Below are 25,107 nucleotides of genomic sequence, written 5' to 3'. Positions count from 1 at the left end.
ACGCCCGTTCCGGGCCGCTCAACCTCACAAGGCCCCTCCCCGTCATAGGGGGAGGGGCCTTCGCCCTGTACGATCGGCAACCAGGTCCAACTCCGGCGCCAACCGGGCCAGTACGGCCGTAGCGTCGAACGGATCAAGGCTCAGCAACCGCACGGTCGCGGACGCCGGCCCACTCACACTCTCGTAGGCCGCGCAGTACGCCGCATCCTCCGGCCCCAGCCCAGCCGACCGAGCCACCAGCCCCAACACCACCGGCTGATGCGCCCCCTTGGGGAACTCCCGCGCCAGGGCGTCGAGTTCGGCGGACGGCCAGGTCGCCCGAGCCGCCCGCATCAACTGCCGCCCCAGCTTCCGCGAGGCCAGCCGCAACGCCGGCGACGGAGTCCGCGCATCCACGGCGAGGTCCAACTCCCCCGGGTCGGCACCGAGTACAGCCGCAGCGGCCAACGCGGCGGACACGAGACCGGCCGTGTGCAACCGCCCCCGGCAGAACTCACCAAGGCTGGCGGCCCCGGTGACCCGCCGGGCCTTGACGGCGGCCTCCGCCCCGCCGGAGTGCGCGTGCCCTCCGGCGGGAAAGCGCCCGTCGGCCAGAACCAGCAATGCTCCCCTGGACATCAGAAGAGGAAGTACCGCTGGGCCATGGGCAGTTCGGCCGCCGGAGTCGCCTCGACGAGCTCCCCGTCGATGTGCACGGCGAAGCTGTCGGGGTCGACCTGGACGCGGGGCCGGGCGTCGTTCTCACGCATGTCGGCCTTCGTGACCCCACGTGTCGACTCGATCGCGACGAACTTCTTCCCGAGATCGAGCCGCTCCGGCAGCCCGTCCTCGATCGCCAACTGGGCGACGAAGTTGAAGGAGTTCGCGGCCGGCGCCCGTCCGATCGCCCCGAACATCGGCCGCGGCAAGATGGGTTGAGGCGTCGGGATGGACGCGTTGGCGTCGCCCATCTGCGCGTACGCGATCTGCCCGCCCTTGATGACGAGGTGCGGCTTGACGCCGAAGAACGCCGGTTCCCACAGCACCAGGTCGGCGAGCTTGCCGCTCTCGACGGAGCCGATCTCACGGGCGAGGCCCTGCGCGAGGGCGGGGTTGATCGTGTACTTGGCGATGTAACGCCGTACCCGACGATTGTCCGCACGCCCGTCCCCGGGCAGCGCCCCCCGCCGCCGCTTCATCACATGCGCCGTCTGCCAGGTCCGCATGATGACCTCGCCGACGCGGCCCATCGCCTGCGCGTCGGAGGAGATGATCGAGATGGCGCCGAGGTCGTGGAGGATGTCCTCCGCGCCGATCGTCGACGGGCGGATGCGGGACTCGGCAAAGGCCAGGTCCTCGGGCACCGCCGGGTTGAGGTGGTGGCAGACCATCAGCATGTCGAGGTGTTCCTCGGCGGTGTTGACGGTGTACGGCCGGGTCGGGTTGGTGGAGCTGGGCAGCACGTGCGGCTCGGAGACCACGGTCATGATGTCCGGCGCGTGCCCGCCGCCCGCACCCTCGGTGTGGTACGCGTGGATACCGCGTCCGGCGATCGCGGCGAGGGTGTCGCCGACGAACCCGGCCTCGTTCAACGTGTCGGTGTGGATGGCGACTTGGATGCCCGTGCGGTCGGCGACGGTGAGCGAGGCGTCGATGACGGCGGGAGTCGAACCCCAGTCCTCGTGCAGCTTCAGTCCCAGCGCTCCCCCTCGGATCTGGGACATCATCGCGTCGTGCGAGACGGTGTTGCCCTTGCCGAGGAAGCCGATGTTGAGCGGGTACTGCTCCATCGCCGCCATCATCCGGGCCAGATGCCAGGGGCCGGGGGTGACCGTGGTCGCCTTGGAGCCCTCGGCAGGTCCGGTGCCGCCGCCGACCAGGGTGGTGACCCCGGCGGAGAGCGCCTCGTCGGCGATCTGCGGGCAGATGAAGTGGACGTGCGCGTCCACGGCACCGGCCGTGAGGATGCGTCCGTTGCCGGCGATGACCTCGGTCTCGGGGCCGATCACCAGGTCGGGGTGGATGCCGTCCATGGTGTCGGGGTTGCCGGCCTTGCCGATGCCGGTGACGCGGCCGTCACGGATGCCGACGTCGGCCTTGACGATGCCCCAGTGGTCGACGATCACGGCACCGGTGATGACGGTGTCGGGGGTGCCCTCCGCGCGGGAGGCACGCGCCTGGCCCATCGACTCACGGATGACCTTGCCGCCGCCGAACACGGCCTCGTCACCGGCGAGTCCGGGACCGCCGCTGCGGTCCTCCTCGATCTCGATCAGCAGATCGGTGTCGGCGAGCCGGATGCGGTCGCCGGTGGTCGGCCCGAACAGGTCCGCGTACGCGGCGCGGGAGATCTCAGGCATCGAGGGCACCTCCGGTCTCCCCGCGCAGTCCGGGCACGATCCGGGCGCCGGTGAGGGGGACGAGTTCGACGTCGACGGGGATGCCCGGCTCGAAGCGCACGGCCGTACCGGCGGCGACGTTGAGCCGCTGCCCGCGCGCGGCGGCACGGTCGAACTCAAGGCCGGGGTTGGCCTCGGCGAAGTGGTAGTGGGAGCCGACCTGGACGGGCCGGTCGGCGGCGTTGAGGACGGTCATCCGCGTGACCTCGCGGCCCGCGTTGTAGACGATCGGGTCGTCCGCGAACAGGATCTCGCCGGGAATCATCGAGGCCTCCTACACGATCGGGTCGTGGACGGTGACGAGCTTGGTGCCGTCCGGGAAGGTCGCCTCGACCTGTACGTCGTGGATCATCTCGGGGATGCCCTCCATGACGTCGTTCCTGGTGAGCAGCTTGCGCCCGGAGGCCATCAGCTCGGCGACGGTCCGGCCGTCACGCGCGCCTTCGAGGATGTGCGACGTGATGAGAGCGACGGCCTCGGGGTGGTTCAGCCTCAGACCACGGGCCCGGCGCTTCTCGGCCACGTCGGCCGCCACATGGATCAGCAGCCTCTCTTGCTCGTGCGGGGTCAGTTGCACGTCCCACCTCACAGTCCTCGCTCCGGACCGTGCGGGGTCCGGCTGCCGCCTAAACGCTCCGCTCGGAGTGCGGGACGTCGTCCGAAGGCCCGTCGTGGCTGGTCGCGCGGTTCCCCGCACCCCTTCGGGGCGCTGCCGAACCGCAGCGAACCTCGCCGGACCCGCTCAGCCCCCAGAGCAAAGTCCCTGGTGGCGTGGATCGGCAGGCTAGTTGGACCGAGTTTCAGGCAAGTTAACCGAGCTGTGATCAGGACAATCACATCTACGCCCGTAGAGCACACCCTCGCTATGAGGGATTCGGCCCCCGATGCTCGGCCGCGATACCGAACCGCTGGCGTTCGCGGGGGGCGGACGCGACCTCATGGACACGCGAGACGGAGCTGATCACCTGCTCCTCAGCCGGCTCGTCGAGGCGGTCCAGCCTGTCGAGTTCGTCGAGTCGCTCCAGGTCGGCGGCGGAGACCAGCGCGACAAGGGGCTTGCCGTGCCGCGTCACGACGACGCGCTCACCGCCGTACACCACCCGGTTGATCAGGTCGGCGAGCTCAGCCCTGGCTTGTGTCACCGGAATCTCGTAGGCCATACCCCTAGCTTACGGCGCGCCTATCTGGTTCACCGTGGTCTGCGACGACATCAAAGTTCCAGGTCAGGGGCTCTCGCGTGCTCCCGTTCGCTCTCGTCTGTGAGAAATGTGTGAGACGAGGTGAGACGAAGAGCTGTTCTGTCGCACTGAATCCTGGCAGGTCTCCGGTGCGGCGGAACGCTCCGCTCCGACCGACCCCACGCGGAACTCCAGCCGGGCGGGTGCTTGCCCGTCGACGCACCGGAGGCTGAGCGGATCTCCACCCAGCCTCCATATCGGCAAGCCGTGGTGGGCATCATGCGTGCGGCGTGATCCCGGCCGTTTGCCTCGCCCATCGTCTCGGGGGTAGAGCCGGGTGACCGTCACAGCGCTGGCGGCCTCTGGGTGCCTGCGCAGGCGGCCTTGGTGCGCCGCTGGGATGACGGGCGGGCATGGGCAGGGCCACCCGCCCGAGCGCGACGGACAGCATGCTCTTGCCGACCCCGGGCGGCTAGCGCAAATGCCTGGTGATACCTAGCATGCGATCCCCCAGTGACCAGGCAAAACGCCGCGTCGCCGCCTGTTCACTGGTGCCGCGCTAGGGCCTGTCCGGCGGATCAGGTCGCACGAGACCAACGGCATCTGATCAGCGCCGGTGAGCGGGGCCTGGTGCGTGCAGCTGCAAGGCGGAGGAGGGCGGCAACGCGGAGCGTCGGCAACCGACGACAACGCCGCTGGGGGTCCCCCCACGCCTTTAAGGCAGTGGGGGAGTGCGTGCCAGGCCCCGCGTCTGCGGCATGATCCGCCGGACAGGCCCTAGTGGTGGAACGCGTCGCCGCGGCTTGGGTGGCGTGAGTGTGGGGCTCTTCGCAAGGCTGGCGCCTCATGCCGAGGACATTTCAATACAGGAGGGCTGCGACGGACGTGGGGAGAAGATCCCGAAGATCGGTGATCTGAACGTGGGCGGCATTTGTCGCGGCGAACTGGGCGCCGGACATGCTTGGTGTGCCGAAGACTGCGCCTGCCGGAAACCTCATCCGTGCTGGTCAACCGCCGCGCGTCGGCCCTGCGGGGCCAGCATCGATCACACGAAGTTCTCTGCCCGCAGGAATGGACGGGCTCTGCGGCATGATGATCGGCTGTGCTGCTTCGCCTGGCCTATCCGGCTGTCACCAACACCTTCGCCGCTGTGCGCCTGCTGCCGATGAGTGATCGCGACAAGGACGCGGAGATCCTGGGCCCTGCGCCACCAGGTCACCATCCTGCAGCGACAACTCAGCCCGGACAAAGTGAAGTTCGCCGCCGAAGACCGGGCCTTCCTCACCGCACTACTGCAGCCACTGCCCGCGAGGTGCTGCGCCGGCTGCGGCTGATCGTCCGACCGGACACCATCCTGCGCCGGCATCGCGACCTGATGAAACGACGACACGCGAACGCCTGCAAGCACAAACGGCCCGGACGGCCGCCCACCGTCCGCTCCATCCGCCACCTGATCCTGCGTCTGGTCCGCGAGAACCCGTCATGGGGCTACCGGCGTGTCCACGGCGTACTCGCCACCCTCGGGATCAAGACCGCCGCCTCCACCGTCGGGGAAATCCTCAAACAGGAGGGCATCGACCCCGCACCCGACCGAGCCTCCACCACCTGGGCCGCCTTCCTGCGCTCCCAGGCCGACGCCCTGCTGGCCATCGACTTCATCGAAACCGTCACCCTGACCGGACAACGCCAGTACATCCTCGGCACCACCGCACATCCGACCACAACCTGGGTCACCCAGACCGCGAAGAACCTCACGATGGACCTGGAGGACGCGGGCGCCACCGTCGCATACCTGACCCGCGACCGGGACGCGAAGTTCCCTGCCCTGTTCGACCAGATCCTCGCCGACTCCGGCATCACCGTCGTGCTCAGCGGCGTACGAATACCGCGAATGAACTCGATCATGAAACGGTGGGTACAGACCTGCCGCCACGAACTCCTAGATCGCACCCTGATCTGGAACGAAAACCACCTACGGCACGCCCTGCACGAATTCGAGACACACCACAACGGCACCGGTCCCATAAGGCCATGGAGCAGGCCACGCTACTGCGCGCAACCCCCGAACCGATCACCGACTCGGCGGCACCCTCCATGAGTACCGACACGCCGCTTGATCTGCATGGATGGGGTTTCCGGCAGGCGCAGAGTTCCTGTTTTTGAACCCCGACATGGCAGGTCAAGCCGCAGGAGGCCGAGAGGGAAGATTTGGGAAAGCGTTCGGGGAGCGGTCACCGTGGCCGTTCCCCGAACGGTTCCTCTTCGCGCCTCTTTGATTCACACGGAATTGACCTGCCGCAATAGGCTTTGGTGTCGAGTACTGTTCCTAGACCTCGTTCAAGCGTCACTGACCGGGAAGCGACGTCACGGCTAAATGCTGTAGGCGCTGACCCACTTGCCGATCGAGCTGTAGCCCTCGCTGTCGATGACGATATAGCCCCCGGTGCAGTTGTAGTTGTCCCACAGGATCACGAAGGCGGGGGCCCTGGTACGGGCGGACCTGACGGAGTCGTTCCAGCTGTCGCCGACGTAGTAGCACGTTCCCGGGGCTCCGGAGAACAACTTGTCCCCGCCCGTGAAGCCTGTGGCTGCGTAGGCACGCCAGTAACTGGTTGCCTGAACGCCGGTGTCGGTGGAGGACGAGGCGGCCGCCGGGCCGGCGGAGGCGCCGACTGACAGCAGCCCAGCTGTGGCGAGTGCGGCGGCCACGGCGGTCACCTGCTTGAACCGGATTGTCTTCTTCATCTGTTCCCCTTCGACTGTTGGTGAAGTGGGGACGGCGAGCGTCCACTCCAGGTGTAATGGCCCGCGCGTTGTTCGCCTTCGGGGCACTGGTGCCGAACAAACAACTCATGAAAAATGTGACGCGGCTGTCGGGCCGTCACCTGGGGGAACGGGGAGGTGTGGCGATGCCGCGCAAGGAACGACCGCTGGACGCGGGGGACGGTCCGTTACCGGAGTTCGCCGCGGGCTTGCGGCAGTTGCGGCGGAAGGCAGGCAATCCGCCGTACCGGACACTGGCGGAGCGGGCGCACTATTCGATCTCGACGTTGTCCTCCGCGGCGTCCGGGCAGCGACTGCCGACGCTGGCGGTGACCCTGGCGTACGTGCGCTCCTGCGACGGGGATGTCCACGAATGGGAGCGTCGTTGGCGGGAGGCGGCGGAGCACCTCGGTGAGGGGGATACCGCTCTCGGTCTGGAGGAGGAGTCCGGCACGCCACCGCCGTATACGGGTCTGCGGCCGTTCAGGGAGCAGGACGCGGAGTGGTTCTTCGGCCGGGAGCAGCTGGTGGAGGAGCTGGCCGAGCGGCTGGAGCGGCAGCGGTTCGTGATGGTGATCGGGGCTTCGGGTTCGGGTAAGTCTTCGCTGTTGCGGGCCGGTCTGGTGCCGCGCCTGCGGGACGCGGCGACCGTGGTGGTGCTGACGCCGGGGCCCCGGCCGGTGGAGGAGTGCGCGGTACGGCTGGGCGCGCTGGCGGGCATCTCGCCGGGCGGGCTGTACGAGGAGTTGCGGCAGAACCCGGAGAACCTGGCACGGGTGCTGCGGCAGATCGTCGCCCGCTCCGAAGGGGCCGGAGGGAGGGACGGCGTCGTGCTGGTCGTCGACCAGTTCGAGGAGATCTTCACGCTGTGCCGGGACGACGCCGAGCGGCAGTGCTTCGTCGCGGCGCTGGTCACCGCCGCGTCGGCCGGGTCCGGCCAGTGCCGGGTGGCGCTCGGTGTGCGCGCCGACTTCTACGCGCACTGCACCCGCGACCCGCTGCTGGTGGAGGTCATGCGCGACGCGCAGGTGCCGATCGGGCCGATGAGCCTCGACGAGTTACGCAGGGCCGTGGTGAGACCCGCCCAGCAGGCCGGTCTCACCGTCGAGGGCGCACTGCTGGCGTCGCTCACCGCGCAGGCACACGGCCAGGCCGGAGCGCTGCCGCTGCTGTCGCACGCGCTCCTTGAGACCTGGCGGCGACGCCGTGGGAACGCGCTGACGCTGGAGGCGTTCGAGGCAGCGGGCGGACTCGAAGGCGCCCTCGCTCGCACCGCGGAGGAATTCTACGGACAACTGAGCCCAGAGCAAAGGAAGTTGGCTCGGAGGGCTTTTGTGCGGCTGACCGCGCTGGGCGAGGGGACGGAAGACACCCGGAGGCCGGCGGGCCTGGCGGAGCTGCGGGGGCTCGCCGAGCAGGCGGACGGCGACGACATCGTCGCCGTACTGGAACAGGCCGCCCGAGCACGGCTGTTGACGCTGGATCACGAACGGGTGGAGCTGGCGCATGAGGCTCTGATCCGTTGCTGGCCACGGCTGCACGGATGGCTGGCCGAGGACCGGGAGGCCCTGCGGGTGCTGCGCCGGCTCACCGATGCGGCACTGGCGTGGGAGACGCTGGGGCGAGATCCCGGCGCGCTGTACCGAGGCACGCGTCTCGCCATGGTCGCCGCGCTCGACCGCGCCTCGCTGTCCGTGCAGGAGCGGGAGTTCCTGGACGCGAGCCGGGCTGCCGCGCACAGCGAGCAGGCCGCCGCCCGCCGCGGTGTCCGCCGCCTGCGCCGGCTCACCGTGTTGCTGACCCTGCTCCTGATCACCGCCTCGGCCACCACCGTCTACGCGGTGCGTGCCCAGCACACCGCCACCCGGCAGCGCAACATCGCCCTGTCCCAGAAGGTCGCGCAGCAGGCCACCGCGCTGCGCTCCACCAATCCCGCGCTCGCCACCCAACTCAGCCTCGCCGCCTACCGCCTGGCCCCCACCACCGAGGCCCGGAGCAGTCTGCTCAGCACCTTCGCGACCCCGTACGCGACACGCCTCACGGGGCACACCGACAACGTCAACGCGGTGGTCTACTCGGCCGACAGCCGCACACTGGTCACCGGCAGCAACGACGACACCGCCCGCCTGTGGAACGTCACCGACCCCCATCGCACCCGCCCGCTGGCCACCCTGACCGGCCACACCGGCAAGGTCAGCCACGCCGCCTTCAGCGCCGACGGCAGGACCCTGGCCACCGCGAGCTGGGACGACACCGCACGGCTATGGGACACCACCGCCCCGGAAAGCCCCCGCCTGCTGGCGGTCCTGCGCGGCCACACCGGCGACGTCAACGCCGTGGCGTTCAGCCCGGACGGCAACACCCTCGCCACCGCGAGTACCGACAGCACCTTACGACTGTGGGACGTCACCGATCCGCACCGTCCCCGCACGAGGGCCTCACTGCGCGCGGAAGACGACACGGACGCCGCGCTCGTCTCCGTGGCCTTCGGTCCCGACGGCCGTACCCTGGCCGCCGCCGGCTTCGACGACGCCGTACACCTGTGGACGCTCGACGCCTCAGGGAACGCCCACCGGTCGGCCACCCTGACCGGCCACACCGCAGCCGTCAGCTGGGTGGCCTTCGGACCCGACGGGAAGACCCTGGCGAGCGCGAGCTGGGATCGCACCGTGCGGCTGTGGAACCTGGCCGCCCCCGCACGCCCGGCCCTGCTGGCGACCCTGACCGGCCACACCGACGGCGTGCGCTCCGTCGCCGTCAGCCCGGACGGACACACGCTCGCCAGCGCGAGCCTGGACCACACCGTGCGGGTGTGGGACATCGGCAATCCGCGCCACCCGAGGCAGCAGACCGTGCTGACCGGGCACACCGACGCCGCCGTCTTCGTCGCGTTCAGCCCCGACGGCCGAACCCTGGCCAGCGCCGGGGACGACCACACCGCACGGCTATGGGACCTGCCCCTCCCCGCTCTCTACGGACACACCGACACCGTCTGCGGGCTGGCGCCGAGTCCGGACGGCCGCATTCTGGCCACGGCCAGTTACGACCGCACCGCCCGGCTGTGGGACATCACTGATCCCCGCCGCCCCCGCTCGCTGGCCACCCTCACCGGACACACCGACACCGTCTGCGGGCTGGCGCTGAGTCCGGACGGCCGCATTCTGGCCACGGCCAGTTACGACCGCACCGCCCGGCTGTGGGACATCACTGATCCCCGTCGCCCTCGATTGCTGGCCACCCTCACCGGGTACGGCGACCACGTGAACACCGTGGCCTTCAGTCCCGACGGCCGCGCCTTGGCCACCTCCGACCTGGACGGCACCGTAGGGCTGTTGGACGTCTCGGACATCCGCCGCCCCCGCGAACTGGCCTCCATCACCGCCCACCCCGGTGGCGCCAATGCAGCCGTCTTCAGCCCGGACGGCAGCACCCTGGCCACCGGGGGATGGGACCGCAGGGTAGGGCTGTGGGACGTCGGCGACCTCCGCCGCCCTAGGAGACTGGCCGTCTCCCCGGCCCTCCCGGACGGGGTCAACGCCGTCGCCTTCCGCCCGGACGGCAAGACTCTGGCCACCACGGAATTCGGCGGCGTGACGCGCCTGTGGGATGTCACCGACCGCCGCCTGCACCAGAGCGCTGCCTTCGGCGGCCACGTCGGCGACGCCTATTCACCCGCCTTCAGCCCCGACGGGCACACGCTGGCCACCATGGGCGCTGACGGCACCGCCCGTCTGTGGGACACGACCGATCCGGTCCACCCCCAGGCACTTGCGTCGCTGACCGACGACGAGCCCATCACGCCGGTGTTCGCGGCGGTGTTCGGCTCCGATAACCACACCCTGGCCACAGCGGGCGCGGACGGCGTCACCCGACTGTGGGAGACCGACCCGGAGCGCGCCGCCGACCGCGTGTGCCGCATCAGCCGTCCTGCCATCACCCGCGCCGAGTGGAACACGTACTTCGGGAACCTCGCCTACCGGCCCCCGTGCCCGTAACCAGCCGCCTGCGAACGTACTCAGGGGCAGTGCCGCTGCGGTGGTGGAGGACGCTGGACAGCGCGGGTCGGTCCGAGGCCGACGAGTGGCCGCATCGGGACGTGGAGCTGGCTCGGACGCGGGAATCGAACAACCTCCACTGAGTGTGATGACTCCCGTGATCGCTGCCAGACCCCCGCTCAAACCGCCCGAGCCAGTCCTCACCGGCCTGTTCGCCTCACCACACTGGCGAGACCACCCTCAGTTGCCGCACGAGGCAGCGCAACGCGTCGGCGTCGATCCCGACAAGCTCCCCTCGGGCCCGGACCGGAAACTGCCACGGGTGCGGATCCTTTGGAGGGAACAATCTCGGATGCCTGGGCGGGTGAAGGGCCACGAGGATGGTGCGATGCGGTTGCCCGAGTTCACGGAGGATGAATATGCGAGAACTGTCGAAAGTCTGCGCGGTACGCGCCTTATAGGAGTGACCTACTACCCGCTGAGCTGCGGTGACGATGGCGCCGAGGTCGAGGAGTGGGACTTCGGTGTGTGGCACCAGCCCACGATGGGCGTCGGTCTGCTCGCCGAGAACGGCACTCGATACTCGGCAGTGTGGGGCAACAGTTTCGACTACTACGGCATGGAGATCTTCCAAGAGCCCATGTCCAGCCACTTGACCATGATCGGACAGCCCGGAGGGACGCCAGCCGTGGCTGTAACTGACCATCCTTCCTGGTCAGGGCTCATCGGGGTTCCGCTCGTGGGCGCCGACATCCTCTGGTCCGAGGGTGACTACGGACTCCGACTGCCGGTCGCTGTCGAGCTTCGTGCACCTGCTGCCACAGCGTGGCTTGTCGCGGGTCGTCCAGCACAGTGGCCACCAGACGGGCGTTTCTGCCTCGGAACTGACGACGTAATGACCGTCTTCACACACGAGTTCGCTGGCACCGTCGGTCTTACAGACCGCGGTGTGCAGCAACCAGGCCGCCCTCGATGCCGGTCTGGGCGACTGGGTGAACCGGCTCAAGAACACGGCCGAGACGAAGACCGGCTGCACCGACCACAGGAGCAAGTGACACCTCCGGCTGCAACCCAGGTCACTGAAGAACTCCAGGGCAAGCCGCGCCCCGGCCCAAGTCGGCCTGGTCTGTAGTGCGTAGGCACCAGGACACGTGCGTGGCTGGTCCGGGTGCACCAGGGGAAGACGGCGTCGGGGGACGATGCCCGGCAGGGCGCCGGAGGGAAGTGTGGGAGGCGCGTGAATCCCGCGCATTCCCCTTGCCTAGCGGTGTCTGGAGTGATCAACAGGTGGCGACTTTTCTCTACCGGATCGGACGGTGGGCCTTCCGGCGGCGCCGGCGCGTGCTTCGTCTGTGGCTGAGTGTCCTGCTACTGGCCGTGGTCGGCGCCGCCGTGGCGCCGGCCGCGGAGGAAGAGGACCTCTCCATGCCCGGCACCGAGTCGCAGAAGGCGTTCGACCTGCTGGACGAGCGCTTCCCCCAGAGCAACTCCCAGGGCGCCGAGGCCCGCTTGGTGTTCCAGGCACCGGACGGGCAGCGAGTGACGGCCAGGGAGAACAAAGCGGCCGTCGAGGACACTCTCGGCTCGCTGGACCGGGGCGATCAGGTCGCGTCGACCACCGACCCCTATGAGACCGGCGCTGTCAGCGAGGACGGCACCATCGCCTACTCCACGATCACCTACACCGCGGACGCCGTCGACCTGACCGGGCCGACGAAGAGCGCCCTCATGGACGCCGCGAGCCAGGCCCGGGACGCGGGGCTGACCGTGGAGATCGGCGGCTCGGCCCTGGAGTCGGAAGAGGAACCGGGCGGTACGACGGAGATCATCGGCGTGGCGGTGGCGGCCCTGGTGCTGGTCCTCGCCCTCGGATCGCTGGTCGCGGCCGGACTGTCGCTGCTGACCGCCTTCGTGGGCGTGGCCATCGCCTTCGGCCTGGTCTCCGCGCTGGCCGTTCCGCTGGGCCTGACGTCCACCGTCGCCATCCTGGCGCTGATGCTGGGGCTGGCGGTCGGCATCGACTACGCACTCTTCATCACCTCCCGCTTCCGCGAAGAACTCGCCCGGGGCAGCGAGCCGGAGGAGGCGGCCGGCCGGGCTGTGGGCACGGCCGGATCGGCCGTCGTCTTCGCCGGCGCGACCGTCATCATCGCCCTGGTCGGGCTGGGGGTCGTCGGAATCCCCGAACTCACCAAGATGGGCATGGGCGGCGCCGGCGCCGTGGCCCTGGCCGTACTCGTCGCGCTGACCCTGGTCCCCGCGCTGTTCGGCTACTTCGGCCGGCGGATACTGTCCCGCGCCACCCGCAAGGCACCCTTGTATCGCCAGCCGGGAAGCGAGCGCCCGCACCCGGTGTCCACCGCGGCCGGCCGGCCCGGGCTCGCCACCCGCTGGGCGCGGTTCGTACTGCGTCGGCCGGTGCCCGTGCTGATGATCGCCGGACTCGGTCTCGGCGCCGTCGCCCTGCCGGCGCTGAGCCTCGAACTCGGGCTGCCCGGCGACGAGTCCAAGTCGGTGCAGACCACCGAGCGCCGCGCCTACGACCTGCTGTCGGAAGGCTTCGGCCCCGGCTTCAACGGCCCGTTGACCGTGGTCGTGGACACGTCGGCGTCCGCGCGGGCTGCGGAGGGGTCTGCGGACCCCCGGGCCACCACGGACCTGGTCGTCAAGACCGTACGGGGAGTGGACGGGGTCGCGTCGGTCGGTGATCCGGTGCTCAGCCGGGCCAAGGACACGGCCGTCCTCACCGCCGTACCGCGGACCGCGCCGAACAGCGGCGAGACCAAGGACCTGGTGCACGCGATCCGGCGCGCGGTCTCCGGAGTCGAGGCCGACACGGGCGCCACCGTGCTGGTGACCGGCACCACCGCGCTGAACATCGACATCTCCGAAGCCATGTCCGACGCCCTCATCCCCTATCTGACCGTGGTCATCGGCCTGGCGGTGCTCCTGCTGATGGTGGTCTTCCGCTCGGTCCTTGTCCCGGTCAAGGCCGCGCTCGGCTTCCTGCTGTCGGTGGGTGCCGCCTTCGGCGTCCTCGTCGCCGTCTTCCAATGGGGCTGGGCGGCAGACCTGGTCGGCATCGAGCAGACCGGACCGGTCATGTCACTGATGCCGATTCTCATCATCGGCATAGTGTTCGGCCTCGCCATGGACTACGAGGTCTTCCTCCTCACCCGGATACGGGAGGCCTACGTCCATGGCGCGTCCCCCGGCGAGGCGATCGTCAACGGTTTCCGGCACAGCGGACGTGTGGTGGCCGCGGCGGCGGTCATCATGATCAGCGTGTTCGCCGGATTCATCGGGATGAACAGCCCGACCATCCAGACGATGGGCGTCGGCCTGGCCTCCGCCGTCGCCTTCGACGCCTTCGTGGTCCGGATGGCGATCGCACCCGCGGTCCTGGCACTGCTCGGCCACCGGGCCTGGTGGCTGCCTCGTATCCTGAACCGTGTGCTGCCGAATGTGGATATCGAGGGTGAGGCTCTGAACAGGCAAGTACCGCCCTCCGAGACCGAGTTGGACACAGGCGTGCCGCGGCTCCCCGTCGGCCGGCACAGCCGGCCATGACGACCATGGGTGACGGTGGCCCGCGACCACGCGGCGCGTGGTGGCGGGAGGGAGCGATCACCGCGACGGCGTTCGCGCTCTGTCTGCTCGGCGGCGTGGTGCAGGACGACGGCAGCACGCTGTCACCGCCGTCCGCCGTCGCCTACTTCATCGCGGTGGTGTCCTGCGCCGTGCTGCCGGTGCGGCACCGGGCACCCCTGGCCGCCATGGCGGTCACCACTCTGAGTGGCGTGCTGGCGCCCTTCCTGGGCCTCCTGCTGAGCCCGCTCATCGTGGCTCCCGCCGTAATCACCGCCTACTCCTACTCGCTCGCCGCGCGCGCCGAACGGCACGCGGTGAGCGCGGTGGCGCTCATCTCCGTGGCGCTGCTGGTCGCCTCGGCCCCCTTGTTGGGGGCCCTCTCCTGGAAGGACGCGAGCAGGGTGGGGGCGGTGGCGGCGTTCCCGCTGATGGCAGGCGTACTCGGTCACTCGGTGCGGAACCGGCGGGCCTACCTGGCGGCCGTGGAGGAGCGGGCGCGGCGGGCCGAGGAGAGCCGGGACAGGGAGGCGCGCCGTCGAGTGGCCGAGGAACGGGTGCGTATCGCCCGGGAGTTGCACGACCTGGTGGCCCATCAGATCACCCTGGCCAACGCGCAGGCCACGGTCGCCGCCCACCTCTTCGACACCCGCCCGGAGCAGACTCGTAAGAGCCTGAAGGAACTCGTCGAGACCACCGGCGACGCGCTCGACGATCTGCGGGCCACGGTCGGTCTGTTGCGGCAGTCCGGGGACGCGCCTGCGCCCGCCGAACCGGCGCCCGGGCTGTCCCGGCTGCCCACGCTCATCGAGTCCTTCCGCCGCGCGGGTCTGGAGGTGTCGGTGCACCAGGAGGGCACGGCCAGGCCGCTGCCGCCGGGTGTTGACCTCACCGCCTACCGCATCGTCCAGGAGGCCCTGACCAACGTGACCAAGCATGCCGGTACCGGTAACGCCCGGGTGCGCCTCGCCTGGAACCGCGATCGCGTGACCATCATCGTCGCCGACGACGGAGGGGGCGCCCGTACGGCGCCGAACGCGTCCACGGGACCGAGTGCGTCCAACGTGCCGGACCGTTCGCCCGGTTACGGTCTGATCGGGATGCGTGAACGTGCCACCGCGGTCGGGGGACACCTCTGGGCGGGCAGGCGTCCGGAGGGCGGCTTCCTCGTCTCCACCCAGCTGCCCCTCCCGCCCGCCAAGGACACGACGCGTGGGACTGACGAAGCAGCGACCAGCGAGGGGCGCATGGCCGAAGGAGCGACGGACGATGGACGAACGGGCGAGGGAGAGGCCGGGGATACGCCGTGACGCTCCGGGTGCTGCTCGCCGACGATCAGGCCCTGCTGCGCGGGGCCTTCCGGATGCTTCTCGACACCGCCGACGACATCACCGTGGTCGGCGAGGCCGCCGACGGCAGGGAGGCGGTGAGACTCACCCGGGAGCTGCGCCCGGACGTGGTGATCATGGATATCCGTATGCCCGAGGTGGACGGTCTCACCGCCACGTCGGAGATCTGCGCGGACCCGGAACTACGTGCCAGTCGCATCCTGATCCTCACCACGTACGAGACCGACGAATACGTCGCTCAGGCGCTGCGCGCGGGGGCCGGCGGCTTCATCGGCAAGGGTATCGGAGCCGAGGAACTGCTGGACGCCGTGCGTACGATCGCCGACGGCGACACTCTTCTGTCCCCCGCCGCGACCCGCTCCTTGGTCGCCCGTTTCCTGGCCACACCGGACGACACCCCGCCGCACCATCCCGAACAACTCGCCGTACTCACCCCGCGCGAACGCGAGATGGTGGCCCTGGTCGCGACCGGCCTGTCCAACCAGGAGATCGCCGAGCGGATGTTCCTCAGCCCCTTCACCGTCCGCGCCCACGTGCAGCGCTCCATGACGAAGCTGGAGGCCCGCGACCGGGCCCAACTCGTCGTCATCGCCTACCGGACGGGCCTGGCCCACGCCGCCCCCGACGACGGCACCGACCGTCTGTCGTAGTCCGGGTCGTGGGTACGGCCTGGCAGGGCGTGTGAGAGCCACAGCAACCGGCCGCCCGGATCGGCGACCACCTGCACCGCCATGAACCTGCGCGGCGTACGCGAGTCGGGCCGCGCCTTCGCCACACCGACGTACCTCTTCGTCGGCGGCGTCCTCATCATGATCGCGACCGGTCTCTTCCGGTATCTCGTCGGAGACGCGCCGGTCGCCGAGTCCGCCAAGTACGGCATCATCGCGAAGCCCGGGGACTCGCACCTGGCCGGGCTCGCCCTGGTGATGCTGGTACGCGCGCCTTCTCCCAGGGCTGCACCGCGCTCACCGGAGTGGAGGCGATCTCCAACGGCGTGCCGCCTTCCGCAAGCCGAAGCCGAAGAACGCGGCGACCACCATGGCCGCGATGGGCATCACTTCCATCACCATGTTCGCCGGCGTCACCGCACTGGCCCTCATCTCCAAGGTGCGCATCACCGAGGACTCCTGCCGCCTGACCGGCCTGGACGGCAACTGCGCGAGCTACACCCAGCGCACCGTCATCGCCCAGATCGCGGCCTCCGTCTTCGGCGGCGAGCACAGCGTCGGCTTCTACTTCATCCAGGCCGCGACGGCCCTCATCCTGGTCCTGGCGGCGAACACCGCCTTCAATGGCTTCCCGCTGCTCACCTCGATCCTCGCCCAACACCGCTATCTGCCACGCCAGTTGCACAACCGCGGCGACCGGCTCGCCTTCTCCAACGGCATCCTCGCCGTCGTCAACGCACTGCTGCTGTGGGGCTACCAGGCCAACGTCACCCAGCTCATCCACCTCTACATCCTGGGCGTCTTCACCTCCTTCACGCTCTCCCAGACGGGCATGGTGCGGCACTGGAACCGGGAGCTGCGCGCCGAGCGCGACCCGGCGCTGCGTCGCAGTCACCACGTCGCCCGCGCCATCAACGGCACCGGCACCGTCGTGACGGGCCTCGTCCTGGTGGTCGTGCTGGCCACCAATTTCACCTAGGGCGCCTGGCTCGCGGTCCTCGCCGCGACCGTGCTGTGGGTGATGATGCGCGGCATCCGCCGGCACTACGACACGACGGCGGCGGAGCTGGCCGTCACCGATCCGCACGGCGAACTCGCCCCGCCCAGCAGAGTGTTCGCCATCGTCCCGGTCTCCACGATCCACAAGCCGACCCTGCGGGCCCTCTCGTACGCCCGCGCCTTCCGCCCCGACCGGCTGGAGGCGCTGACGGTCTCCGTGGACCGCGACGAGGCGGCCGCCCTGCGCGAACGATGGGAGGAGTTCGGCATCGATGTGCCCCTCAACGTCATCGACTCGCCGTACCGGGAGGTGACCCGCGCGGTCGTCGAGTACGTCCGTTCCATCCGCCGCGAGAGCCCGCGCGACCTCGTCGCCGTCTTCATCCCCGAGTACGTCGTCGGCCACTGGTGGGAGAACCTGCTCCACAACCAGTCAGCCCTCTGGCTCAAGAGCCGCCTGCTGTTCACCCCGGGCGTGATGGTCACCAGCGTGCCGTGGCAGCTGACCTCCTCGCTCCGCGCCGACCGTCCCGCCGCCCGCGCCCGCGGGGCCGTCCGCCGCGGCGAACCCCCGACCCCGGCGCCCTGACCGCGGCCCGCACCCACCGGATCATCCGCATCTGCGAACGCCAGGGCATCCCGATCCTCGCCGACCGTGCCTACATGGGCGCCGGCCCAAGGGTGACGACGGCCCTCAGGCGCCTGCCAGGCTGTGACCTCACACCCACCCAACAGACCGTCAACCGTGCGCTGTCGGCGGCACGTGCACCGGTCGAGCGCGGCATCGCACGACTGAAGACCTGGCGAGTCTTCCGCAGGGCCCGGTGCAGTCCGAATCGAATGACGTCAATCGCCGCCGTCCTCACCCTGGAGCGGCAACGCTGAAAGACCTCACTGATCGTTCGGGATCAAATTGCACGAAGAGGAGTCGCCGACGGGCCCCTGCGGGGGCGGAACTGCCGTGTCGACGGGCGATGCCGTGGTGCACATGTACCCGGACGGCAGGCGTCGGCGCTGCCGCGCTCGCCTCCCGTCCGGGGCTGTAGGTCTCGTACACCGCTTCACAACGGGCCTAGGACCACCGGAGGGGACACTCAGACGGTCGCGGCGTAGGTCCAGAAGTCGCGCATCCACGCGGGAAAGGCAGGACCGGACAGGCCGCAGGGGGTGAAGAGGACGGTGACCGTGTCGGTCGACGGGTCGATGTGCGCGGCGGTGCCGGTGCCGCCCACCCATCCGTAGCGGCCAGGGGTGTTCCACAGCTCCGCGGAGGTGACGTCGACCGAGCCGCCGTAGCCCCATCCCTGGCCCTGGAGGAAGAGGTCGCCCTCGGCGCGCTGGTCCGCGGTGAGGTGATCCGTCGTCATGAGGCGTACGGACTCCGGTGAGAGGACCGTGCCGCCTCCGGCCAGCAGCATGCGGCCGAAGGCGTGCCAGTCCGCGACGGTGGACACCAAGCCTCCGGCGCCCGAGGCGAAGGCGGGCGGGGTGGACCATGCGCCATCGGCCGCGTCGGCGAAAGTGTGGGTGCCGCCAGGGGCTGTCAGGTAGTAGGGGGTGAGGCGGTCGCGTTCCGATGCCGGTACGGCGAAGGCCGTGTCCTTCATTCCGAGCGGCTCGAAGATCCGCTCGGCCAGGAACTCCGGCAGCCCGCGCCCTGCGGCCCGTGCCACCAGCACGCCTTGCAGGTCGGAGCTGGCGTTGTACAGGAACGCCTCTCCGGGCTGTCGCAGCAAGGGGATGCCGGCGAGGGCGGCGACCCACTCGTCCGGACCCAGCGGCGACCGCGGACCTCCGTTGTACACGGCCACGTCCGCGAACAGGGGCTGAAGGGCGGGTGCGGTGAAGTCGGCTCCGAAGCCCCATCCCGAGCGCGACGACAGGACGTCTTCCACAGTGACGGGACGGGCGGACGGCACCACGTCGTCCAGCTCGCCGGCAGGAGTGCGGACGACCTTCGGGGACGCCAGTTCGGGGAGCCAGTGCGCGATCGGCGCGTCCAGGGTGAGCACGCCGTCGTCGACGAGCGCCAGCACCGCGGCAGCGGTCACGGGCTTGGTGACCGAGGAGAGCCGGAAGAGGGTGTCGGCCCGCATCGGCGCCGAGCCTGCGGGCTCCGTCGATCCCACGGCCGCGACCTCCACCTCGCCGGAGCGGTCCACCAGGGCAACCGCTCCGGGGAAGGCTCCCTCGGCGACGTACTTCTCCAACAGTGCGGTCAGATCGCTCATCAGGTTCTGCCCCTCGTGTCATGGCCGACGACGGCGGATACGTCTCTAGGACCGTCCGCCGGCCCGGAACTCATCGGCGCAGAACCTCACGCTTCCTCAGCGGCCGTGGGTCGAGGTACTGCGGTAGTCGGTGTACGTATAGGGGTTGTCGAGGACCTTGGCCTCGGGGACGTCCGGGTTCATGCCCTTCGCCCAGGCGTCCTCACCCATCGTCGATCGCAGGTGGTCCACGGTCCGCTCGACGGTGCGCCGCACCGCGGCCAGGTCGGTGTCGAGCAGACGGTGCTCGTGCTTGACCACCCGGCCGTCGACGATGACGGTGTGCACGTCGCCCCGCTGGGCCTGGAAGGCCACGTGGCCGTACGGGTTGAGCAGCGGGAACGAGACCGGTGAGTGGTCGTTCTTGAGCAGGACGAGGTCGGCCTTCTTGCCCTCCTCGATGCTGCCCAGGTCGTGTTCGCGGCCAAGTGCCCTGGCGCCGCCGCGCGTTGCCCACTCCACCACTTGGTCGGCGCGCAGCGCGCAGTGGGTGACGGTCTCGCCCTGGGCGTGGGCCTCCAGGTGCTCGCGGGCGCGGTCGGCGCCGAGGGTGGTGCGCATGGCGGAGAACAGGTCTCCGCTCCACCACACGCTCGTGTCCATCGACAGGGAGACGGGGATGTCGTGGGAGCGGACCGCCCAGGTCGTCGGATAGCCCTGGCCGGCGCTCTGCTCGCTCTCCGTGGACACCGAGACCGAGCCGCCCGTGGCCGCGATGCGGTGGTAGGAGTCGACCGAGAGGGTGGAGGCGTGGACGTAGACCGTCTCGGGGGTCATGAATCCGTGCTCGTGCATGAGCCGGATGCCGTCGTCGTTGGTGGCGCCCCAGACTCCGGCGTGGGTGGTGACGGCGACGCCCAGGTCGCGGGCGACCTCGAAGGCGGGCTTCTCGGGGAAGGCCGGATCGCCGGTGACGTCGAAGGCGATCTGGAAGCCGAGCATGTCGTCGCCGGTGATGCGGCGGCGCACGAAGTCCCGGAACTGCGGTGCCGCGGTCCATTCCGCCGGAGCCTGCTGGATGTTGCCGTAGGCGAGGACGAACCGGCCGGGCACGGTCCGCAGCGCGTCAACCGCCGCGTCCGCGTGGTCGACCGTCTGCAGTCCGTGCGACCAGTCGACGACCGTGGTCACCCCGGCGTCCAGCGCCTCGACGGCGGCCAGGAGGTTCCCGGCGTGCACGTCCTCGGGCCGGAAGGCGGTGCCGTGTTGGAGGTAATACCAGACGAAGTACTGGGTCAGGGTCCAGTCGGCGCCATAGCCCCGCATCGCCGTCTGCCACATGTGCCGATGCGTGTCGATCATGCCGGGCATCACGATGCCGTCGGACGCGTCGATCTCCGCGGTCCCCTCCGGCACGGCGAGCCGCGGGCCGACCGCGGTGATCCGGTCGCCCGTCACGAGCACGTCGGTGTCGCTCAGCACCCGCCGTGTGCGGTCCATGGGCAGTACGGTGCCGCCGCGCAGGACGACGGGTCGCCCCGCCTGGAATGGGGTGGACTGGCTCATCACTGAATCTCCCACGCAATATCGGACGACTGTCCGCATGACGGCTCTCGATTGGTGACCGATCGTTGTCAGGGTGCGGACCGGTGTCAATACTCCGTGGTTTCCGAATTCCGCCCGGCAATGTCACCAGCCGTCCGCTGTGCGGTCGATTCCGAGTCGCCGCATCTGTACCACCGCGACGGAGGCCTGTTCTGCTGCGTAGAGTGCCCTCGATGGTTGTCCGTACGGCGGACACCCGGAGCGAAACCGACGGCGACCAGAGGAGCCATCATGCCGCGCGAAGGAACCGGACCCGATTTCATCGAGGCGCTGGCCCGGGGCCTGGAGGTCATCACCGCCTTCCGGCCCCGGCAGCCGGTGATGTCGCTGTCCGACGTAGCGACCGCGACAGGGCTGGCCAGGCCGACCGCACGCCGGATCCTGCTCACCCTGACCGAACTGGGCTACGTACGCCAGCAGGCCGGCGGTTTCGTGCTGACCCCTCGCGTACTGGACCTCGGCGTCGCCTACGTCCGCTCGACGGGACTCTGGGACGTGGCCCGCCCTCACCTGGAGTGGCTGGTGGAGCGCACGAACGAGTCCTGCTCGATCGCCCAGCTCGACGGCTCGGACATCGTCTACGTCGCCCGGGTCTCCGTGCCCAAGATCGTCACCCTCGCCGTGCAGATCGGCACCCGCTTCCCGGCCCAGCCCACCTCCCTGGGCAAGGTGCTGCTGGCCGCGCTGCCGCCCGACGAGGCGGCTCGGGTCCTCGCCGAGCCCAGCCGCTCGGGCCTGGATTCCGTGTGGCACCCCGGCCTGGCCGAATGGGAGGCGGAGCTGCGCGAGGTGCGCGCGCGGGGCTGGGCGGTGACCGACGAGCAACTGGCCAGGGGCATCCGTTCGGTGGCGGCTCCGCTACGGGACGGCTCAGGCCGCGTCGTCGCGAGCGTGAACGTGAATGCGCACGCCGCCGAGACCTCGATGGAGGTGCTGCTCAACGACTATCTGCCGCTCCTCCTCCAGGCCGCCGGCGAGATCAGCCTGGACTTCGCCCGGCTGGAGTCCGCACCCCACGCGGTCCTGCCGTCCGGCGCGATCGTGTCTTGACGCCTCCGTCGTCCGGGACAGAGAATCGCTACCCGAACGACTGTCCGGTGTGCGGACAGAAAGGCAAGATTCATGTCGCAGAGCGCCAAGCCCACTCCACCGGGCACCGCCGGCCCGCTCTCCGGGGTGTTGGTCGCGGACTTCTCACGGGTCCTTGCCGGGCCGTACGCCACGATGCTGCTCGCCGACCTGGGGGCCGACGTCGTCAAGGTCGAAGGACCAGGCGGCGACGACACCCGCGCCTGGGTGCCGCCGACACGCGACGAGGTCTCGACCTACTACCTCGGGATCAATCGGGGGAAGCGTTCGATCGTCCTGGACCTGCGTGACGAGGAAGACGCCGAGGTCGCCCGCAGCCTCGCCCGCCGGGCCGACGTTCTGATCGAGAACCTCAAGCCCGGCGGCATGGCGAAGTACGGACTGGACTACGACGCGGTCCGGCAGGACAACCCCGGGCTGATCTACACGTCGATCACCGGCTTCGGCGCCGGACCCGGCCGGCACGTCCCCGGCTACGACCTCATGGTGCAGGCCATCTCGGGGCTCATGAGCCTGACGGGCGACCCCGACGGGCCGCCCTACCGGGCCGGGATCTCCGTGTTCGACGTGATGGCCGGCAACCACGCGACAATCGGCATCCTCGCCGCGCTGCGCCACCGGGACACCACGGGGACCGGGCAGCTCGTCGAGGTGAACCTGCTGTCCTCGGCTCTGACCGGACTGGTCAACCACAGCTCGGCCTACGTCGCCGGCGGCACCGTGCCCTACCGGATGGGAAACGCCCACCCGAGCGTCTTCCCCTACGAACCGCTGCCCACCGCCGACAACGACCTCATCGTGACGGCCGCCAACGACGGCCAGTTCCGCAAGCTGTGCGAGGTCCTCGGCATACCCGAGGTGGCCGACGACCCGCGGTTCGCACGCAACGCCGACCGCACCGCCCACCGTGACCTGCTGCGGCCGTTGCTGGCCGAGAGGCTGAAGACCCGCGGAGCCACCGAATGGTTCGAAGCACTGGTGAAGGCCGGAGTACCGAGCGGACCGATCAACACCATCGACGGCGGCTTCGCCATGGCCGACCGCTTCGGACTCGACCCGGTCGTCACCGTGGGCGAGGGAGACCGCGCGGTGCCCACCACCCGGCATCCGATCCGCTTCTCCGCCACCCCCGCCTCCTACCGCCTGCCGCCGCCCGAACTCGACGAACACGGCACGGAGTTGCGCACCTGGCTGTCCGGACCCGAGGAGGCCGACCATGTCTGAGCCGACACCACGCCCCGCCTACCCCACGGCCCTCGGCGCCTCCGACCTGAGGACCATCACCCTGCTCGGGCACGACCTCGCCGAGGACATCATGGGCTCGGTCGGCTTCGGTGAACTCGCGTTCTGGCTCGCCACACAGCGGCGGCCCACCCCCGGCGAGACACGCGTCTTCGAGGCCGTGCTCGCGGCACTGGCCGACCACGGCTTCACCCCCACGGCCATCGTCACCCGCCTGACCTACCTCTCGGCTCCGGACTCGGTTCAGGGCGCACTCGCCGCCGGACTGCTCGGCGGCGGCTCCCGCTTCCTCGGCGTCACCGAGGACACCGGCCGCTTCCTGCACGACGTACTGGAGTCCCTCGGCGCAGACCTGCCCACCGGCGAGGCCGGCTGGGACGCGGTCGCGCTGCGCACGGTCGAACGCCGGCGCGCGGCCGGGGAGTTCGTCCCCGGACTGGGGCACCACGTGCACAAGGAGGGCGACCCCCGTACGCCGAGGCTGATGCGGATCGCTCAGGAGGAGGGCGTCTTCGGCCCGCACCTGAGCCTGTTCGCCGCCATCGGCCGGGTCCACCCGAAGGTGCTGCAACGGACGCTCCCCCTCAACGGAGCGGGGGTCTGCGGCGCCGCCCTCGCGGATCTCGGCCTCCCGCTCCAACTGCTGCGCGGCTTCGCGCTGTTGGCCCGTACCGCGGGTCTCATCGGCCAACTCGCCGAGGAACTGCGCCACCCCGTCGCCCAGGACGTCTTCCTGTCCGTCGACCTCAACAACACCCCGGTGCCGCCCGAGCCCTACACCCCGGACCCGCTCACGAAGGATCGGCGCGAGCACTGAGCCCGCGCCCGCCGTCCGACCATCCACCCGCACGCAGACCAAGGAGCCACAACCGTGTTCGTCGACGAGGACAACATCACCGAGCTGGCCGTCGAGCGGTGGGCCAGCGCTCACTCCCCGCGGCTGGGCGAGCTGATGACCGCGCTGGTCCGTCATCTGCACGCCTTCTCGCGTGAGGTGCGGCTCACCGAGGACGAGTGGATGGCCGCGATCGAGTGGCTGACCGCGGCCGGCCGGATCAGTGACGACAAGCGCCAGGAACTGATCCTCGCCTCCGACGTGCTCGGACTGAGCACGCTGGTCGTCCAGTTGAACAACGAGTTCACACCGAAGGCGACTCCGGCCACGGTGCTCGGTCCGTTCCACATCGACGGCTCGCCGACCGCGCCCCACGGCTTCGACATGTCGGACGGCATCCCGGGCACACCACTGTTCTTCACCGGCAGGGTGACCGACACCGAGGGCAAGCCGCTTACGGACGCCGTGCTCGACGTGTGGCAGGCCGACGCGGAAGGCGCCTACGAGGCCCAGCTCCCCAGGATCGACGAGGCACGCCTGCGGGCCAAGTACCGCACCCGCAAGGACGGCACCTACTGCATCCGCACCATCGCGCCGCGCGGGTACGCCATCCCCATGGACGGTCCCGTCGGCGACCTGATGCGCCGGACGGACATCAGCCACTTCCGGCCGGCACACGTCCACTTCCTCATCGACGAGCCGGGCTACCGGAAACTGATCACCCACCTGTTCCAGGCGGACAGCGACTACCTCGACTCCGACGTCGTCTTCGGCACCAAGGACTCGCTGATCATCCCGTTCACCGAACGACCGGCCGGTACCTCGCCCGACGGCCGCACACTCGAAGTGCCGTACCTCCACGCCGAGTACGACTTCGTCCTGCAGTCCCGCTGAACGCCCGGCGGAGGGCGCGACAGCACGACAGCACGACAGCGGCACCGGGCCCCGCCCGGCCGGACCGACTCCGGTGCCGCGCCGCCCGTGTTCGACACCGTCGACGGCACAACCCTCGACGCCTCCTTCAGCGCCGCGGCCTCCACACCGAACACGTCGTCAGCGCCCTGGGTTGGGGAACCCACAACATCGCCCCCTTTCCTTACGCGGAGCCACCTCCTCCGGCCGGGGCAGGCCTGTCATTGATCACCAATACGGGTCGGCATCCCCGCGCAGGGGCGGGGACAACTACGGGCCCTAACCTTGTGGATGAC

The 25,107-nt window shown here is 69.9% G+C and carries 16 protein-coding genes and 4 pseudogenes; 11 read left to right on the top strand and 9 right to left on the bottom strand.

The genetic code is table 11. The annotated features are described in order from the left end of the window. Nucleotides 1–69 precede the first annotated feature (69 nt). The 5 genes and pseudogenes from AC31A1_RS18420 to AC31A1_RS18400 all read right to left on the bottom strand — a co-directional run. Nucleotides 70–618: pseudogene (locus tag AC31A1_RS18420) on the bottom strand (urease accessory protein UreF); the annotation flags it as partial. Continuing rightward, entirely contained in the window at nt 618–2,339 is a 1,722-nt protein-coding gene (locus tag AC31A1_RS18415) for an urease subunit alpha (RefSeq protein ID WP_393753730.1), read from the bottom strand. The pseudogene AC31A1_RS18420 and the gene AC31A1_RS18415, both read right to left, overlap by 1 nt. After that, entirely contained in the window at nt 2,332–2,643 is a 312-nt protein-coding gene (locus AC31A1_RS18410) for an urease subunit beta (RefSeq protein ID WP_033278234.1), read from the bottom strand. Before AC31A1_RS18410 ends, AC31A1_RS18415 begins: the two co-directional genes overlap by 8 nt. A 9-nt stretch (nt 2,644–2,652) precedes the next feature. Beyond that, nucleotides 2,653–2,955 (bottom strand): urease subunit gamma, encoded by a 303-nt coding sequence (locus AC31A1_RS18405; protein WP_489654335.1) that lies wholly within the window; start codon nt 2,953–2,955, stop codon nt 2,653–2,655. A gap of 286 nt (nt 2,956–3,241) precedes the next feature. After that, complete coding sequence (locus AC31A1_RS18400; RefSeq protein WP_489654334.1) at nt 3,242–3,538, bottom strand: type II toxin-antitoxin system Phd/YefM family antitoxin; 297 nt, start codon at nt 3,536–3,538, stop codon at nt 3,242–3,244. Between the two features lie 1,393 nt (nt 3,539–4,931). Here AC31A1_RS18400 and AC31A1_RS18395 point away from each other — a divergent pair. Next, on the top strand, nt 4,932–5,654 hold the full coding sequence (locus AC31A1_RS18395) for an integrase core domain-containing protein (protein ID WP_489654333.1): 723 nt from the start codon (nt 4,932–4,934) through the stop codon (nt 5,652–5,654). Between the two features lie 272 nt (nt 5,655–5,926). Here the strand turns inward: AC31A1_RS18395 and AC31A1_RS18390 are convergent, their stop codons facing one another. After that, on the bottom strand, nt 5,927–6,301 hold the full coding sequence (locus AC31A1_RS18390; RefSeq protein WP_489654332.1) for a peptidase inhibitor family I36 protein: 375 nt from the start codon (nt 6,299–6,301) through the stop codon (nt 5,927–5,929). 164 nt (nt 6,302–6,465) lie between these two features. On the opposite strand from AC31A1_RS18390, the gene AC31A1_RS18385 reads away from it, so the two are divergent. From AC31A1_RS18385 to AC31A1_RS18370, 4 genes are all read left to right on the top strand, one after another. Then, a complete protein-coding gene (locus AC31A1_RS18385) occupies nt 6,466–10,314 on the top strand; it encodes an nSTAND1 domain-containing NTPase (RefSeq protein ID WP_489654331.1) in 3,849 nt (1,282 codons plus the stop codon). Between the two features lie 1,287 nt (nt 10,315–11,601). Then, complete coding sequence (locus AC31A1_RS18380) at nt 11,602–13,884, top strand: MMPL family transporter (RefSeq protein ID WP_489654330.1); 2,283 nt, start codon at nt 11,602–11,604, stop codon at nt 13,882–13,884. After that, nucleotides 13,881–15,212: a sensor histidine kinase gene (locus AC31A1_RS18375; protein WP_489654329.1), complete on the top strand. Its 1,332-nt coding sequence runs from the start codon at nt 13,881–13,883 to the stop codon at nt 15,210–15,212. Before AC31A1_RS18380 ends, AC31A1_RS18375 begins: the two co-directional genes overlap by 4 nt. Next, on the top strand, nt 15,209–15,901 hold the full coding sequence (locus AC31A1_RS18370) for a response regulator transcription factor (RefSeq protein WP_489654328.1): 693 nt from the start codon (nt 15,209–15,211) through the stop codon (nt 15,899–15,901). The genes AC31A1_RS18375 and AC31A1_RS18370 overlap by 4 nt, the downstream gene beginning before the upstream one ends. A gap of 5 nt (nt 15,902–15,906) precedes the next feature. Here the strand turns inward: AC31A1_RS18370 and AC31A1_RS18365 are convergent. Then, a pseudogene (locus tag AC31A1_RS18365) lies at nt 15,907–15,984 on the bottom strand (IS5/IS1182 family transposase); the annotation flags it as partial. Here AC31A1_RS18365 and AC31A1_RS18360 point away from each other — a divergent pair. Both AC31A1_RS18360 and AC31A1_RS18355 read left to right on the top strand, forming a co-directional pair. Continuing rightward, nucleotides 15,977–17,507: pseudogene (locus tag AC31A1_RS18360) on the top strand (APC family permease); the annotation flags it as partial. The pseudogenes AC31A1_RS18365 and AC31A1_RS18360 overlap by 8 nt on opposite strands. Then, a pseudogene (locus tag AC31A1_RS18355) lies at nt 17,477–17,803 on the top strand (transposase family protein); the annotation flags it as partial. The pseudogenes AC31A1_RS18360 and AC31A1_RS18355, both read left to right, overlap by 31 nt. 209 nt (nt 17,804–18,012) lie before the next feature. Here the strand turns inward: AC31A1_RS18355 and AC31A1_RS18350 are convergent. Together AC31A1_RS18350 and AC31A1_RS18345 are read right to left on the bottom strand one after the other, a co-directional pair. Next, nucleotides 18,013–19,149 (bottom strand): serine hydrolase domain-containing protein, encoded by a 1,137-nt coding sequence (locus AC31A1_RS18350; protein ID WP_489654327.1) that lies wholly within the window; start codon nt 19,147–19,149, stop codon nt 18,013–18,015. Between the two features lie 96 nt (nt 19,150–19,245). Beyond that, nucleotides 19,246–20,694, bottom strand: coding sequence for an amidohydrolase family protein (locus AC31A1_RS18345; RefSeq protein ID WP_489654326.1), 1,449 nt, complete (start codon nt 20,692–20,694; stop codon nt 19,246–19,248). 270 nt (nt 20,695–20,964) lie between these two features. Between AC31A1_RS18345 and AC31A1_RS18340 the strand changes: the two genes are divergently transcribed. The 4 genes from AC31A1_RS18340 (at nt 20,965) to AC31A1_RS18325 (ending at nt 24,793) form a co-directional block, all read left to right on the top strand. Then, on the top strand, nt 20,965–21,783 hold the full coding sequence (locus tag AC31A1_RS18340) for an IclR family transcriptional regulator domain-containing protein (RefSeq protein WP_489654325.1): 819 nt from the start codon (nt 20,965–20,967) through the stop codon (nt 21,781–21,783). A gap of 72 nt (nt 21,784–21,855) precedes the next feature. Beyond that, nucleotides 21,856–23,046 (top strand): CaiB/BaiF CoA transferase family protein, encoded by a 1,191-nt coding sequence (locus AC31A1_RS18335; RefSeq protein WP_489654324.1) that lies wholly within the window; start codon nt 21,856–21,858, stop codon nt 23,044–23,046. Further along, a complete protein-coding gene (locus AC31A1_RS18330; RefSeq protein WP_489654323.1) occupies nt 23,039–23,881 on the top strand; it encodes a citryl-CoA lyase in 843 nt (280 codons plus the stop codon). Before AC31A1_RS18335 ends, AC31A1_RS18330 begins: the two co-directional genes overlap by 8 nt. 54 nt (nt 23,882–23,935) lie before the next feature. Then, nucleotides 23,936–24,793, top strand: coding sequence for a dioxygenase family protein (locus tag AC31A1_RS18325; RefSeq protein WP_489654322.1), 858 nt, complete (start codon nt 23,936–23,938; stop codon nt 24,791–24,793). Nucleotides 24,794–25,107: the final 314 nt, after the last annotated feature.

This window comes from Streptomyces sp. P5F9 (assembly GCF_057961495.1).
This window is presented reverse-complemented; position numbering and strand designations above follow the sequence as displayed.